We start from the raw sequence: 14,625 nt of genomic DNA on the forward strand, positions 1-14,625 counted from the left end.
ATCGATGTAATGAGCACAACACCTATATGGACAGCCCCGAACCCGGTCACCAAGCGGCTTTCGGGCCGGGAGATGAACATGGAGATCCATACCCACCCCTTCGACCTGACGCCTGCCGAAGCGATCCGCCTCCAGGAGACGCTCCGGACCAGGGTCCGCCTCTCCGGCGACATCGAGGATATCTCCCTGGTGGCCGGCGTCGATGCCTCCTACGCGAAGGGTTCGGACGAGATCCACGCCGTCGTCGTCGTCCTCCGTTATCCCGACCTCGGCGTCGTCGAACGGGTCTCTGCAAGCGCGGCGACGTCGTTCCCCTACATCCCGGGCCTCCTGACCTTCCGTGAAGGCCCCGCCCTCGTCGAGGCGTTCAAAAGAACGCGCTCCGAGCCGGATCTCGTCTTCTTCGACGGGCAGGGGATCGCCCACCCCCGCGGGCTCGGCATCGCAAGCCACATGGGCGTCCTGCTCGACCGGCCCACCATAGGGGTCGCAAAGAGTCTCCTTGTCGGCACGGCGGCGGAGCCGGAAGTTGCCAGAGGCTCGACCGCCCCCATACTCCGCGACGGCGAGACGATCGGGATGGCGGTGCGGACGAAAGAGAAGACGAAACCCGTCTACGTCTCCGTAGGCCACCGGGTCGCCTTATCGCAGGCCGTCGATCTCGTCCTCGCGACCGCACGGGGGTACCGGCTCCCGGAGCCGACCCGGCAGGCCCACCTCTATGCAAACGCGGTCCGGCAGGAGGAGAAGAGGGAGGAGAGGCAGACCACCCTCTCCTCCGAAGGATAGAACGAAACCGTTATCAGCGTTCGGGAACGAGAGACGGTTGCCGACCGGCGCGGCAGAGCACGCCGGGACGGTTGAGAGTTAACGGAGTAGAGATATGTCGGATCCTTATGTATACCGTATAACGGCCGGGGTGCGACCGATGGAGGGGGGAAGGTATGGCCGCACGTGAGATTGTCCCGGGCGTCCATGCCGTCGGAGCCATCGACTGGGACCGCCGGCTCTTCGACGAACTGATCCCGCTTCCCGAGGGCACCACCTACAACAGTTACCTGGTGCGGGGCAGCGAGAAGACGGCGCTGATCGATACCGTCGACCCGACGAAGACCGCAGAACTGATGGCGAACCTGGACGGGCTCGGTGTCGAGAAGATCGACTACATCATCTCCAGCCACGCGGAACAGGACCACTCGGGCTCGATACCCGCAATGCTTGAGAGGTTCGGCGACGCGAAGGTGGTGACGAACCAGAAGTGCCGGGACTTCCTGATCGACCTCCTCCACATCCCCGGGGACCGGTTCGCCGTCATCGGCGACGGCGAGACGCTCGAACTCGGCGATAAGACGCTCGAGTTCATCATCGCCCCCTGGGTCCACTGGCCGGAGACGATGCTGACCTACCTCCAGGAAGACCGGGTCCTCTTCCCCTGCGATCTCTTCGGCTCGCACTACGCGACGAGTTCCCTCTACGTCCCCGACGAGAACGCAGTGTACGAGTCCGCGAAACGCTACTACGCCGAGATCATGATGCCGTTTCGGTCGAGCATCAAGGGCCATCTTGAAAAACTCGCCTCGCGCGACATCGACCTGATCGCCCCGAGCCACGGTCCGGTCTACAACAGGCCGGCGCTCATCACCGACGCCTACCGGGACTGGACGGGCGACGCTGTGAAGAACATGGTGGTGCTTCCTTACGTCTCCATGCACGGGAGCACGCAGACGATGGTCGACCACTTCGTCGGGGCCCTGATGGCCCGGGGCATCCCGGTGCAGCCGTTCAACCTCACAAAGACCGATATCGGCGACCTTGCAAAGGCCCTGGTCGATGCCGCAACCGTCGTGATCGGGTCGCCGACGGTCATCTTCGGCCCTCACCCGCAGGCGGTCTATGCCGCATACCTTGCAAACCTCCTCCGCCCGAAGACCCGGTACGCAACGGTGATCGGGTCCTACGGCTGGGGCGGGAAGACGGTCGACACCGTGAAGGATATGCTCGGCCGGCTCAAGGTCGAGTTCCTCGAACCGGTCTATGTCAGGGGCCTCCCGAAGGATGAGGACTTTGCGGCGCTCGACCGGCTCGCCGATGAGATCGCAAAGAAGCATCAAGAGGCGGGGATCGTCCCGGCTTAGGCGCCCCCTCCTTTTTTAGCACCAACAACCTGTCAGGAGACCCGCCTCCCGGGCGCCGAAATCTTAACAGTGTAACGCTACCGACCAACCCCTGAGTTGAGTTATGCCCACGTCCGACTTCAAGAGAGTCATTGTAGAGTCACCCTACATCTTCATCATCGGCGTAGCGGGGGACAGCGGGACCGGGAAGACCACATTCACCCGGGCGATACGGGAGATCTTCGGTGAGGACCTCGTCTCGACGATCACCATCGACGATTACCACAGATACGACCGCGAGCAGCGAAAAGTTCTCGGGATCACGCCGCTCGTCCCCGAGGCAAACCGGTTCGACCTCCTAGAGGAGCATCTCCTGGACCTCAAAGCGGGGAAGACGATCCAGAAACCGGTCTACAACCACAGTAACGGGAGGTTCGATCCCCCGGTTCCTTTCAGCCCCACGAAGATCCTGATCCTCGAGGGGCTCCACCCCTTCATCACCCCGAGACTGCGGGACCTGATCGACTTCAAACTCTACGTGGACCCGGACCACGACGTCAAACGGGCCTGGAAGATCAGGCGCGACGTAGAACGGCGGGGATACTCCCCGGACGCGGTCGAGAGGGAGATGGCGGAGCGCGAGCCCGACTACGAGCAGTATGTCGCGCCGCAGTGCCGGTTCGCGGACGCGGTCATCAGGATCGCCTTCTCGAAGTACGGCAGGGAGGCGAGCGAGCGGCGCAACATCTACCGCGTCACGCTCTGCCAGAGCAAACTGGACCGGACCATCAGGGACGTCGACCTCTCCATCGATCTCTTCCCCCTCCTCTCGCTCTCGGAGCGGAACTTCATGGTCGAGTTTACAATCGAGGAGATCGGGGGGAGGGCAATGGGGGCGCTCACGTTCGACGGGGAACTGAACGATGCCGTGGTGAGGAAACTGGAGAAGAACATCGAGATCCAGACGCAGGTGCAGCCGATCGACCTCGTCGCGAGCGGGGCATACCTGACGGCCGGGGATATGGCCCAGCTCATCCTCGCCTGGCGGATCATCAACCGGCGCATCTTCATTGAGAGTGCCCCGGGAGCGGCCGGCGAGGAGGCGCTGGCCGCCGCAAAGAGCGGGTGCGGGTGCGCCCGCAGGTAACCCGGGGCCTGTTTTCGCCCCCGAACCTTGAACGGCGGTACAAGAGAAAGTAGATAAGAGCGCCCGGAGAACGTGTATTGATGGACAGGATCGAGCAGTTCTCGATCATCGCTCCCGACATCGGCAATATCTTCAGGTATATCAGCATCGCCACAGCGCTGCCGATCGTCGTGGCGGTGATCTATCAGGAGTGGGAGATGATCCTCCCCATGCTCTCCGTCCCGGTCGTTCTCTTTCTCCTCGGAACGTTCCTTACCCGCGTCCCCCGGCAGGATCGCGAGGCGCCCCTATCAGCCGCCCTTATGGCCGTCGCCCTGATCTGGCTCGCCATCGCGCTGGTGAGCGCCCTCCCCTTCACCCTCGGGCTCGGCATCTCCTACCTCGACGCCGTCTTCGAGGCGATGTCCGGGTGGACCGATACGGGCCTGACGATGATGCGGTCGGTCGACGACCTGCCCCGGACCCTCCTCTTCTGGCGGTCGCTGATGCAGTGGCTCGGCGGTATCGGGATCGTCGCGTTCACCGTCGCAATGGCCTCGCGGACCGGGTTGACCCAGTTCCGCCTCTACCGCTCGGAAGGGCGCTCGGAGGCGTTGATGCCGAGCGTTGTCGCAACGGGTCTTGAGATGTGGAAGATCTACCTGGTGCTGACCGTCGCCTCGATCGGGCTTGTCCTCCTCTCGGGGATACCTGTCTGGGACGCGGTGAACATCGCCCTTGTCGCGATTGCGACCGGCGGGTTCTCGGTCCACTCGGAAGGGATCCCCTTCTACAACAATCCGCTCCTTGAGGTTCTCATCGTCCCGGTCATGATCGCCGGCGCCCTGCCGTTCAAACTCTACTACTTCCTCTACCGGCAAAGAGACGTGCGGTTCTTCGACGACCAGCAGGCTCGCCTCCTCTTCATGCTCGTCGCGCTCGGGATCGTCGTGATAACGTGGGATCTTGTCACGCTCAACGCAACAGACATCCCCACCGCCATTCGCCAGGCGCTCTTCATGTCGGCCGCGGCGGTCACCAGTACCGGGTTCCAGGTCGCCTCCCCGAACGAGTGGGCGAGCGTGACGGTCCTCTTCCTTGCGATGCTGATCGCGATCGGCGGGGCGGCGGGGAGCACCGCCGGCGGTATCAAACTCTCCCGGGTTGTCCTCGGGTTTCAGAGCCTGGTCTGGTGGTTCCGGCGTATGTTCGTATCGGGGAAGGTGCTCGTGCCCTTCAAGTACAACGGCAGGGTGATCCCGAAGAACATCGCCGACCTTGAGGTCTCGCGGAACATGCTGACGATCATGCTCTTCTTCCTGACCATCTTCGTCGCGACGATACTGGTGATGCACCTGCAGCCGACGGCCTTCGACTCGAGCAACGTGATCTTCGAGGTCACCACCGCGATGTCCAACAACGGCATCTCCACAGGGTTCGTCTCCCCCGACATGACCGACCCGGCAAAGGTCGTCTTTGTCTTCCTGATGTGGATAGGGCGTCTTGAGGTCATACCGGTGATCATGCTGGTCATGGGTCTCTTCAAGCGGTATGAGTGAGCGGCCGTTTCGGGGGTAAGGCAGGCCGCCCATGCCGGGAGCGTGCCGGCCGATTCCCGGACACTCCTGTGGTCTGGCCCCACGTATCGAGCCCGCTGCCCTTCGGATGCGAGGAGCGTGTTCCCGGGATGGGGGAAGCCCCGTGCACCGGGCCGCGGGAGATTCGCGCCTCCGGTGCACGCATCGTCTATCGCCGGGTGAAGGGGAGGGCGTGCTCCCTTCACCACAACGTCAACCCGAACTCCCGGGCCCGGGGGAAAAAAGGAGATGCCGGTTACTCCGGCTGGTAGTGGGTGTACCGGTCGTCCACCGCTGCGCAGTCCCCGCCGTCCTTCACCAGCAGGTCCATGTAGGTGTAGACCTCGGGTGCATCCTCCTGCAGGAGGTCCGGGGAGGTGTGGTAGAGCGCGAAGGCCTCGGCAAAGATCGCGGCCTCCTTCTCCTCACCGGCCGGGACGTTGACCCGGTCAAGGTAGGACCCGGGGGCTACGTCAAGGGTCGGGAGGACCGTGCTCTCGCCGAACCCCATGCTGTGGTAGACGCGGTACCCGACCTGCTGGACAAAGACCTCATCGGCCCGTGACGGGTCCCTGTCCGATCGGATGTAGATGGCGTTCTCTTCAAGGACATACAGGCCGCTCACGCTCCCGGATGCGTCCTGCTGCCTGAAGATCGGGTTCCCGCTGTCGATGTAGACTGTGATGTCCTGTATGAACTCTTCCCGCATCTTGGTGCTCTGCTGCAACACCAGGGCCTCTGCAAGTGCCGCTTCGGTGCCGCTTCCATCCCTGTTCTCCAGACGGAAACCGGTAACCGGGCTCACTGAAAAGGCCGAACAGACGACGATGATGAGGATGATCGCCGCAACCAACCGTGATCGGAATCGTGGGTCCATGGTTCGTTCCCCTCTGCTTAGCAAAGAGTTTCAAATAGGTCGATATATAATTTTCCAATATATAAAACAAGTTTATAATTCCCGAAAAACTAAATCGGAGCAAAAATCAGGATGTTCCGGCTAAATCAGCCCATAAGGACAAAGACTGGATAGCCATAAGATATATATACAAAATCGGGGCGAACACCAGCCGACACATAATTACCCATGCAAGCGCATAGTATGAACAATGAAACAGATCGCCCTCTACGGGAAGGGTGGAATCGGGAAATCCACGACTGCAGCAAACCTATCGGCAGCACTTGCAGGGGAAGGGCTTGATATCCTGCAGATCGGCTGCGATCCCAAGCACGACAGTACCCGCATGCTGATGCACGGGACCTGGATCCCGACGGTCCTCGACCTTATCCGGGAGCGCGGGGATGCAAACATCACCGTCGACGACGTGGTCTACCGGGGCTTTGGAGGGGTGCGCTGTGTGGAGGCCGGCGGCCCCGAGCCGGGGATCGGGTGCGCCGGGCGGGGGATCATCGCGACCTTCCAGCTCCTTGAACGCCTGGAAGCCCTCAGAGGCGACGTGATCGTCTACGACGTCCTGGGAGACGTCGTCTGCGGCGGGTTTGCGATGCCGATGCGGGAGGGATACGCAGAGGAGGTCTACCTGGTCACCTCCGGCGAACTGATGTCCATCTACGCGGCGAACAACATTGCAAAAGCCATTGCCCGCCTCTCGCGCCGGGTCCGGAGCAGGTGCACCCTCGGCGGGGTGATCTGCAACGCAAAGAACATCGAGGGCGAGCGGGACCTGGTCGAGGAGTTCGCCCGCCGGATCAACTCCCGGCTCATCGCCTACATCCCCCGCGACCGGGTGGTGCAGGTTGCGGAACTGCAGAAGCAGACGGTCGTCGAGTACGCCCCCGACTCGGCCCAGGCGGCGGTCTACCGGGATCTTGCCCGCACGATCCACGCAAACGGCACGACAAGCATCCCCACCCCCCTCGAGATGGATGAACTCGAATCCTTCGCCCTCGAATTCGTCCAGGTTTGAGGGGTGCACCCTGACCGGAGCGCTCTCGGTCCTGACGGAGGTACGGGACGCCGTCTGCATCATCCACGGCCCGTCGGGATGTGCGCACCACAACTTCTCCCTCCTCCACGCCACCCACCTCTCAAACGACCGCCTGGAGGTCCCCCGCCTCCTCTCGACCCGCCTCGGCGAGAACGATATCATCTTCGGCGGCGAGGAGGCACTGGAGAGAACCATTACGCGGGCGCTCTCACTCTCCCCGGCTCCCGCCTCCGTCTTCGTACTCTCGACCTGCATCGTCGAGACGATCGGGGACGACACGGCGGGGGTCTGCGCGAAGCCATGGGGCGTCCCGGTGATCCCCGTGCCGACCGCGGGGTTCCTCGGCGGGGTCTTTGAGACCGGGATCAGAAACGCCCTCTCCACTGTCGCCTCGCTCGCCAGCCCCACGGCCGAGAGAACCCTCTCCGTGAACCTCATCGGCGAGAAGAACCTGGAGTACGGCGTCGACGAGAACGCGGCCGAGATCGCACGCCTTCTCTCCCGGCTCGGCATCGGGATCAACCTCCGGTTTGTGCGGGGGATCGGGACCGCCGACGTCGGCCGGCTTGGTTCCGCCGCCGTCAACATCCTCCGCGAGCCCGCCCTCCGGCCGGTCGGCGATGACCTCGAGCGGAGGTTCAGGACACCCTGCATCGACTCGTTCCCGGTCGGCCTCGCCGGGACGTGCCGGTTCCTTGAGGAACTCGGCCTGATCTGCGGCGTCGACGCGTCAGGCGCCGTCGAGGAGGAGCGGGCGTTCCAGAACGATATGCTTGGCCGGTTTGCCGATATCGCGGGGAGCCGCGTGCACTTCGCGTCTCCCCACCCCGCGCTCAAGGCCGATCCGGATGCAGAGACGATCTGCGCCGAGTGCGCAGAAACCCTCGACCTCGTCGTCGACCCGGACGGGACTGCCATCCCGCTCCCCTACCCGGCGCCGGTCGGGACCGCCGGCCTCCGGCGGATGCTGCACCGGTGGCGGGTGCTGGTGCGGGAGAAGAGGCGGGGGTGAGGGGGGCTCCGGGTTATCCTTTTCGGCAGGGTTGGCGGTCAGGATGACCGAGAGGCCGCCACCCCGCTCCCCCACCGGCCCCCGCACAGTCTCTTTTAAATATCCGGCCCGCAGAGGGAAGACCGGAGTGAGTGCCAATGTTCGAACGTATCCTGTTCCCGACAGACTTCTCGGTGCCTTCCATGAAGGCGCTGGATTACATCCCCGCACTGCAGGAGGCAGGGACCCGGGAGGTGGTCCTCGTCCATGTCATCGACTCAAAGGATGTCACGATGATCGCCTCGGGCGGGCAGGGGTTCCTCGGGACCGTCCCCGACCAGGAGACCGAGGCCCAGAGAGAGTTGCGCGAGGATATCCAGCACCGGATCATCGACACCCGCCGGGCGCTTGAGAGACGGGGCCTGAAGGTGACCGTCCGGACGCCCGTGGGGAGCCCGGGAAAGGAGGTCGTTGCCGCGGCGGAAGCGGAGGGGACCTCGCTCATCGTCATCGGCTCCCATGGCCGGTCGAACATCCGCGACCGCCTGCTCGGGACGGTCTCGGAGTACGTGATCAAGAACGCCCGCCAGCCGGTCCTCGTCATCAAGCGGGACGTGGCCATTGGCAGGTAGTTCTCCCCTATTTTTGCGAGAAAAAAAGGGAATCTCCTACCGTTCGAGCAGCCTCTCCAGCAACCGCCGGATCGCCCGGAGTTCCTCCACCGTCGCATCCGCGGCCGGCGGCTCTTCCGGCCCGATGCCGACCGCAACCGGACCGGTCCTCCTGACGAACCCCATGATCTTCTCCTGAAGGTCCTTTGGGTCCTCGATCCCGTTGAGGAGGATCTCCGCCTGCGCCTGGGCCGAGTAGCCGGCGGTCTGCACCCGGACCGCCGAGAAGGAGAAGAACCGCATCAGGGGCCCCTGGGCGATATCGACGTTCGTGATCCGGTTGTAGGGGACGATCCCCGTCTGCCGGAACCAGACCCCCCGCTGCCAGGTGATCTCGGTGACGGTGAGCCGGTAGACGATGCTCTCGTAGTAGAGGGGTATCCAGTAGATGACGAAGACGATGACGGCGAGGACGGGTATGGCTATCGCGAGAGCGACAGGGAGCGGGCTGAAGACGACGACGGGGACGAGCCACGGCAGGATGAGGAAGACGACGGTCAGGACCAGGGAGGCGTAGAGGTACGACCGGAACTGCCGCGCCGGTCTGAACGCCTCTCCGATGCGGAGCGGGATGAGGGGCATGATATCAGACCACCTATCTCAATCCAGACGGATTAAGCCTTCCCCGCCGGCGAGGTCCTTTCTGAGGATGTGACGATCGGCCCCCTCGCCAAAGTAGGCCGGACAGAAGTCGGTCTCACGGAACCCGTGCTTCTCGTAGAGCGCACGGGCGGGGCGGTTTCCCGGCGCAACCGAGAGGTAGACCTCCATCGCTCCCCGCTCCCGGAGACTCTCGATGACCGCGGCAACCAGGCTCTCCCCGAACCCCCTGCGCCGGTGCTGCCCCGAGATCACCAGCCGGATGATCCACCCGGTCTCTGGCCGGTGCTGCACGAGAGCCCCGATGGTGTAGCCGACGACCCTCCCGGCACATTCCGCGACGAGGAATGTATCGGCGAAGAGGACACCCGCCTGCCGGACGAAGACCCCGGGCTTGCACCCTTTCGGGCTGTTCTCCTGCTCAAGGCCGCACACAAGAGCATAATCCTCTTCACGGTATCTCCTGATGACGAGATCCATACCGGAGTATTCGCCGTTAAGGTTTATACACCGGTGGTGCACCCCGCGGGGTGAACGCAGCCGTTCAACCGCAAAAAAGAACCGGCCCGGAGGCGTCACGCCCCCGGGCGCCCCTGAACCCCGACTCACTTCTTCGCGCCGGCCTGGAGCATGTCGCGCGCCATCTTGTAGGTCTCGACCTTCTGCTGCATCAACTCAATCCAGTGCTCTTTCATCTTGATGCGGTTCTCAACCATCCGGACCGTCAACTGCCGCATCTGGTCCTCGTCGAGAAGTTCGAACATCCGCTCAAGGAGCATCCCGTGAGCACCGGGTCTAGCGCCATGTGTCATCTCATAACCCCCTCACTGCGATCTGCCTTCCGGGCAGAACGGCACCCCTGTGCTCACCGGGTCATAAAAATCTTATGGCGGATGTGGCTGCCCCGCGCTTAACCGGATGGCGCGAACGCCTCGCCGTGTTCGGCCCAGTTCTCGACGGGGGGCTCGTAGAGGACGATATAGACGTCTTCAGGGCGAACACCCGCATCATGGGCGAGGTGCTCCACGATCGCCCGGTAAAGCCCCTGTTTCTTCTCGGGCCCGCGCCCCGGCATGAGCGAGACCTCGATCAGGACCGCGTCGCCGGACCGGCCGGGAGGTATCGGGAAGTTCTCCTCCTTTCGCTCGCAGATCCGGATCCAGAGGGCGGTCTCCGGGGTCTGCAGTGCGTCCACAAAAGCCTGGCGGAGGCTCTCGATAAGCGATTGCCGGTACTCGACGGATTTCCCGGTGCGGATCTCGACCTTTACAAGCGGCATTCAGACCAACCTCCAGCAGCAGCCGGGGGTCCGGGCGAACCCCCGTTCTCCTGCATGAGTGCTCTGGCACCGGGAGTAATAACGCTTTCTTAGAAGAGGTCCGCGTTCTCGCTCTCCGGGCGCCGGTTCCGGTTTGCGCAGGCGTTGAGCACGTCGTCCATCAATTGAAGCGCCCCTTCAACCCCGGCAACCGCGCGGGAGGAGAGGAGGACCCTGCCCCGGAGCGGCGACGTCAGCCCGACGAACGCTGCGCCGGGAGCGACCGTCCGCTCGTAGGATGACCCGATGACCAGGTCCGGCTCGGCGTCACGGATCATCTCCCGGATGGCCGAGAAGTCGGTCGATGAGGTGGCGTCGCCGCTGCATCCGCCCGGAGCATTCCGGGCCGCGACGCAGGCGATATCGGCCCCGAGGTAGCGGTCGAGGAGATCGCCGGCAAACGCGGCATACGCGTTCGATGCGGCGATCACCACCCGCGGGGGGTCGAACCTCTTGAGGTACTTCCCGCAGGCCTTCCGTATCCGGGCGTCAGCCCACGCAATCTCCTCTGCAACCGGCCGGGAATCGACGCCGTCGATTGCGGCTGAAAGCCTCTCGAAGGTCTCGCCGACGGCGTCAAGCCCGAGGAGCGAGCCGCACCACGTCCCGACGCCGCTTGCAAGGTCCGGGTTTGTCCCGACCGTGAAGGGCGCCGCCCGGTGGACCGCATCGTACCGGTCCAGGCAGAAGGTGGTGGCGACCGGGGCGCCGGCGAGGCTGAGAAGGCGCCGCGCCTCGATGGCGTTTCCCCGGCAGAAGGGGTCGGTCCGGCAGACGCCGTCGATGTTGACGCCGGGAGTGCCAGTGTCCACCTCCGGCGCGATCGTATCGAGCGCCCGGCGGTAGCCGGCCTCAAGGTCGCCGAGGAACCCCGGGCTGTCGACGAAGAGGACCTGCCCGTCACGGGCAAGACCGGCGAGGTCCTCACCCATGATCGCCGGCACGCAGGTGTTGACAACGGCTATCCGGGAGTATCGGCCGTCGAGTTCCCGGATCACCTCCGCGAGACGGGGCTCCGTCCCGAAGATGACCTCGCTCTCGACGAGGAACGTCCCGTGGATGGGGACCCCGACGAGCGACGCGGGGTAGAAGTAGCACCCGCTCGAACCGTGGACGACGACGGCGAGGTCCTCGAACCCCGAAAGACAGGCGACCGCCCCGGTCATTGCACAGGGCCAGAGCGGGTTCTCGCACGGCGTACGCTGGTCGTTTTGCATCGGTCTAAAAGATCATGGCGGTGCGGAGATATAAAGGACGGTCATTTCGGGAAAAATGAGGGAGTGACGGCCCTACACCGTCTTCACGAGCCCCGCGAGGTAGCGCCCGACCTCGCTCGTCTTCTTCGCCCCGCCCATATCCCGGGGCACATACCCATCAAGGATGCTCCGCTCGATCGCCCGGAGGACCGCCGCCGCCGCCTCGTGCTCGCCGAGGTGGTCGAGGAGCATCGAGCCCGCCCAGACGGTGGCGAGCGGGTTTGCGACATCCTGGCCGCGGTACTTCGGCGCGGAGCCGTGGATCGGCTCAAACATCGATGTGCCGGAGGGGTTGATGTTCCCGCCGGGAGCAAGCCCGAGCCCGCCCTGGATCATGGCCCCGAGATCGGTGATGATGTCGCCGAACATATTCGGCGTGACGACGACGTCGAACCACTCGGGGTTCTTGACGAACCACATCGTGACGGCGTCGACGAAGTTGAACTCCGTTTTAACATCAGGGTAGCCGGCGGCGACATCGGTGAAGACATCACGCCAGAGGCCGTAGACGTCGGAGAGGACGTTTGCCTTGTCAACCGACGTGACCTTCTTCTCCCTCGCTGCGGCGAGGTCGAAGGCGTAGCGGATCGCCCGCTCGGCACCCGCCCGGGTGACGACGCCGATCTGGTAGGCGAGTTCCTCGGCATCGGTCTCGACGTCGAGGCCGAACCTGACGTTGTAGATGTCGCGGACGACCTCGAGGGTCTTTTTCTCGCGCTTCCCGGTGAGGCGCGAACCGATCCCGACGTAGAAGTCCTCGGTGTTCTCCCGGACGACGACGAAGTCGATATCCTCCGGGCCCTTGTTCGCAAGCGGCGTCGCGACCCCGTCGAGGAGTTTGATCGGCCGCAGGTTGATGAACTGGTCGAAGTGGAACCGGATGGCAAGCAGGATACCCTTTTCAAGAATCCCGGGTTTCACCCGGTCGTCGCCGATCGCTCCGAAGTAGATCGCGGAGAACTTCGAGAGTTCCCGGATATCCTCCTCGGTCAGGAGTTCGCCGGTTTTAAGGTAGCGCTCCGCCCCGATATCGAACTCCGTCCACGCGATATCGAACCCGTAGCGCTCTCCTGCGGCATCAAGGACCTCTCTCCCTGCCGCCACGATCTCGGGGCCGATACCGTCCCCGCCGATTGCGGCTACTCTGTGCTGCATGTCTCCACCCTCTCCAGGTCTTTCGCGTAGGCCACAAGCCCGCCGGCATCCACGATCTCTTTGAGGAACCCGGGTATCGGCTCGACGGCGAGCCGCCGGCCGTCGACCTCGATGAAGCCGGCGGCGATATCCACGCTGACGGTCTCGCCGTCCCGGATCGTCTCCGCCTCCGGGCAGACCAGGGGCAGGAGCCCGGTGTTCACGGCGTTCCGGTAGAAGATCCGGGCAAAGGACTTCGCGACCACGACCTTCACTCCGGCGCCGAGGAGCGCGAGCGGCGCGTGCTCGCGGGAGGAGCCGCACCCGAAGTTGGTTCCGGCGACGACGATGTCGCCCTCACCCGCCTCCTTTGCAAACGCATCGCGCGTCCCCTCAAACGCATGCTTTGCAAGTTCCGCCGGGTCGTAAATGGTGAGGAACCTCCCCGGTATGATTGCATCCGTATCGATATCGTTGCCGAACTTCCAGACTCGCATGACTCACACCTCCCTCGGGTCGGTGATCTCACCGTAGAGGGCGCTTGCCGCCGCCGTCGCCGGCGAGGAGAGGTAGACCGACGCCTGCGCACTCCCCTGCCTCCCTCGGAAGTTCCGGTTCGACGTCGAGAGCGAGACCTCCCCGGGGGCGAGGAGGCCGAACGCCCCGCCCATGCAGGGGCCGCAGCAGGGCGCTTCCACAAGGGCTCCGGCCGCGACGAACCGTTCGATCAGGCCGCCCCGGAGGGCCTTGAGGTACTCCGTCCGCGAGGCGGGGATGACGATCACCCTTACACCGTCCGCGAAGCGGTCGGCGTTCCCCATCACCTCGGCCGCCTCGGCAAGGTCCTCGTAGCGCCCGTTCGTGCAGGAGCCGATGAAGACCTGGTCGACCTTCGTCCCGGCGACCTTCGTTACGTCCACGACGTTGTCGACGTTATGGGGGACGGCGACCTGCGGGGCGAGGCCGGTGACGTCGTAGTGCCGGCGCTCCCGGTACTCCGCGTCGGGGTCGCCTGCAAGGTCGAACGGCTCGATATCGCGCCGGGCGGTGACATACTCCCAGGTGGCCGCGTCGGGGGTCACGATCCCGGCCTTCGCTCCCATCTCTATCGCCATGTTCGCGCAGGTCATCCGGCCCGCCATATTCATATCATGCATGGCCTTCCCGGTGAACTCGAGCGCCATGTAGGTCGCGCCGTCGGCGCCGATGTCCCCGGCGAGCGAGAGGATGAGGTCTTTTGCCCCGACCCGCCGGTTAAACGCACCCTCGACTTCGACGAGGATGCTCTCCGGCACCCGGAAGTAGAGCGCACCGAACTTTAAGACGAACCCCATATCGGTCGACCCGATGCCGGTCGCAAACGCTCCCGCCGCGCCGTAGGTGCAGGTGTGGGAGTCGGTCCCGACGACGATCTCGCCGGGTGCCGCCCGCCCCTTCTCCATCACGACCTGGTGGCAGACGCCCTCAAGGAGGTCGTAGTTGTGGATCCCCTGCTCGTCAGCAAACTGCCGCATGAAGACGTGGTTCTCGGCAGCGGGTATTGAGTCGGCGGGCACCTGGTGGTCGAAGAGCATGATGATCCGCTCCGGATCATACACGCGCTCTCCACCCATCTCGCGAAAGACCCGGACCGCGAGCGGGCCGGTGATGTCGTGGATCATCGCCGCGTCAACCGGGGCCATCACCACATCGCCCGCGCGGACGGATCTCCCGCACTTTTGCGAGAATATTTTTTCTGCGATCGTCGCCGGCATAAAGTATCGTGTTCCTGGTACGCGCTCCGGACGTATCTATTTTGCCGGGACCCGCCCGGGTGGTGCAGGAGATCCGGACCCATCGCGGCCGTTTTTGCGGGACAGTACCCTTATGTGACTTTATGCGGATTCTATAAG

Annotated in this window: 16 protein-coding genes; 7 read left to right on the forward strand and 9 right to left on the reverse strand. The window is 64.0% G+C overall.

All coding sequences use genetic code 11. The features are described from left to right. Nucleotides 1-9 precede the first annotated feature (9 nt). From nfi to QZ650_RS03410, 4 genes are all read left to right on the forward strand, one after another. Nucleotides 10-789 carry a deoxyribonuclease V gene (gene nfi / locus QZ650_RS03395; RefSeq protein WP_292517128.1) on the forward strand — a complete coding sequence of 260 codons (780 nt, stop codon included), beginning with the start codon at nucleotides 10-12 and terminating at the stop codon, nucleotides 787-789. Nucleotides 790-944: 155 nt separating this feature from the next. Continuing rightward, nucleotides 945-2,135 (forward strand): FprA family A-type flavoprotein, encoded by a 1,191-nt coding sequence (locus tag QZ650_RS03400; RefSeq protein ID WP_292517130.1) that lies wholly within the window; start codon nucleotides 945-947, stop codon nucleotides 2,133-2,135. A gap of 103 nt (nucleotides 2,136-2,238) precedes the next feature. Further along, nucleotides 2,239-3,261 (forward strand): phosphoribulokinase, encoded by a 1,023-nt coding sequence (locus tag QZ650_RS03405; RefSeq protein WP_292517132.1) that lies wholly within the window; start codon nucleotides 2,239-2,241, stop codon nucleotides 3,259-3,261. 80 nt (nucleotides 3,262-3,341) lie between these two features. Beyond that, complete coding sequence (locus QZ650_RS03410) at nucleotides 3,342-4,799, forward strand: TrkH family potassium uptake protein (protein ID WP_292517134.1); 1,458 nt, start codon at nucleotides 3,342-3,344, stop codon at nucleotides 4,797-4,799. A gap of 274 nt (nucleotides 4,800-5,073) precedes the next feature. Here the strand turns inward: QZ650_RS03410 and QZ650_RS03415 are convergent, their stop codons facing one another. Beyond that, nucleotides 5,074-5,694: a hypothetical protein gene (locus tag QZ650_RS03415; protein WP_292517136.1), complete on the reverse strand. Its 621-nt coding sequence runs from the start codon at nucleotides 5,692-5,694 to the stop codon at nucleotides 5,074-5,076. Nucleotides 5,695-5,923: 229 nt separating this feature from the next. Here QZ650_RS03415 and cfbC point away from each other — a divergent pair, with 229 nt between their 5' ends. The 3 genes from cfbC (at nucleotide 5,924) to QZ650_RS03430 (ending at nucleotide 8,386) form a co-directional block, all read left to right on the forward strand. Further along, complete coding sequence (cfbC, locus tag QZ650_RS03420; RefSeq protein ID WP_292517138.1) at nucleotides 5,924-6,742, forward strand: Ni-sirohydrochlorin a,c-diamide reductive cyclase ATP-dependent reductase subunit; 819 nt, start codon at nucleotides 5,924-5,926, stop codon at nucleotides 6,740-6,742. Next, complete coding sequence (locus QZ650_RS03425) at nucleotides 6,702-7,775, forward strand: nitrogenase component 1 (RefSeq protein ID WP_292517140.1); 1,074 nt, start codon at nucleotides 6,702-6,704, stop codon at nucleotides 7,773-7,775. Before cfbC ends, QZ650_RS03425 begins: the two co-directional genes overlap by 41 nt. A 137-nt stretch (nucleotides 7,776-7,912) precedes the next feature. Further along, nucleotides 7,913-8,386: a universal stress protein gene (locus QZ650_RS03430; protein ID WP_292517142.1), complete on the forward strand. Its 474-nt coding sequence runs from the start codon at nucleotides 7,913-7,915 to the stop codon at nucleotides 8,384-8,386. 36 nt (nucleotides 8,387-8,422) lie between these two features. Here the strand turns inward: QZ650_RS03430 and QZ650_RS03435 are convergent, their stop codons facing one another. The 8 genes from QZ650_RS03435 to QZ650_RS03470 all read right to left on the reverse strand — a co-directional run bounded on the left by QZ650_RS03435 (nucleotide 8,423) and on the right by QZ650_RS03470 (nucleotide 14,487). Further along, nucleotides 8,423-9,007, reverse strand: a complete 585-nt coding sequence (locus QZ650_RS03435) for a PH domain-containing protein (RefSeq protein ID WP_292517145.1) — start codon at nucleotides 9,005-9,007, stop codon at nucleotides 8,423-8,425. A gap of 18 nt (nucleotides 9,008-9,025) precedes the next feature. Then, nucleotides 9,026-9,505 (reverse strand): GNAT family N-acetyltransferase, encoded by a 480-nt coding sequence (locus QZ650_RS03440; RefSeq protein ID WP_292517147.1) that lies wholly within the window; start codon nucleotides 9,503-9,505, stop codon nucleotides 9,026-9,028. A 125-nt stretch (nucleotides 9,506-9,630) separates the two neighbouring features. Then, complete coding sequence (locus QZ650_RS03445; protein WP_292517150.1) at nucleotides 9,631-9,837, reverse strand: hypothetical protein; 207 nt, start codon at nucleotides 9,835-9,837, stop codon at nucleotides 9,631-9,633. Between the two features lie 98 nt (nucleotides 9,838-9,935). Continuing rightward, a complete protein-coding gene (locus tag QZ650_RS03450) occupies nucleotides 9,936-10,304 on the reverse strand; it encodes a tautomerase family protein (protein ID WP_292517153.1) in 369 nt (122 codons plus the stop codon). 89 nt (nucleotides 10,305-10,393) lie between these two features. Then, complete coding sequence (locus QZ650_RS03455) at nucleotides 10,394-11,560, reverse strand: nitrogenase component 1 (protein WP_292517156.1); 1,167 nt, start codon at nucleotides 11,558-11,560, stop codon at nucleotides 10,394-10,396. A gap of 72 nt (nucleotides 11,561-11,632) precedes the next feature. After that, on the reverse strand, nucleotides 11,633-12,754 hold the full coding sequence (locus tag QZ650_RS03460; RefSeq protein WP_292517159.1) for a 3-isopropylmalate dehydrogenase: 1,122 nt from the start codon (nucleotides 12,752-12,754) through the stop codon (nucleotides 11,633-11,635). Next, nucleotides 12,739-13,230, reverse strand: coding sequence for a 3-isopropylmalate dehydratase small subunit (locus QZ650_RS03465; protein WP_292517162.1), 492 nt, complete (start codon nucleotides 13,228-13,230; stop codon nucleotides 12,739-12,741). The genes QZ650_RS03460 and QZ650_RS03465 overlap by 16 nt, the downstream gene beginning before the upstream one ends. A gap of 3 nt (nucleotides 13,231-13,233) precedes the next feature. Beyond that, complete coding sequence (locus QZ650_RS03470; protein WP_292517165.1) at nucleotides 13,234-14,487, reverse strand: 3-isopropylmalate dehydratase large subunit; 1,254 nt, start codon at nucleotides 14,485-14,487, stop codon at nucleotides 13,234-13,236. Nucleotides 14,488-14,625: the final 138 nt, after the last annotated feature.

The sequence above is a fragment of the Methanoculleus sp. genome (assembly GCF_020696975.1).
GTDB lineage: Archaea > Halobacteriota > Methanomicrobia > Methanomicrobiales > Methanoculleaceae > Methanoculleus.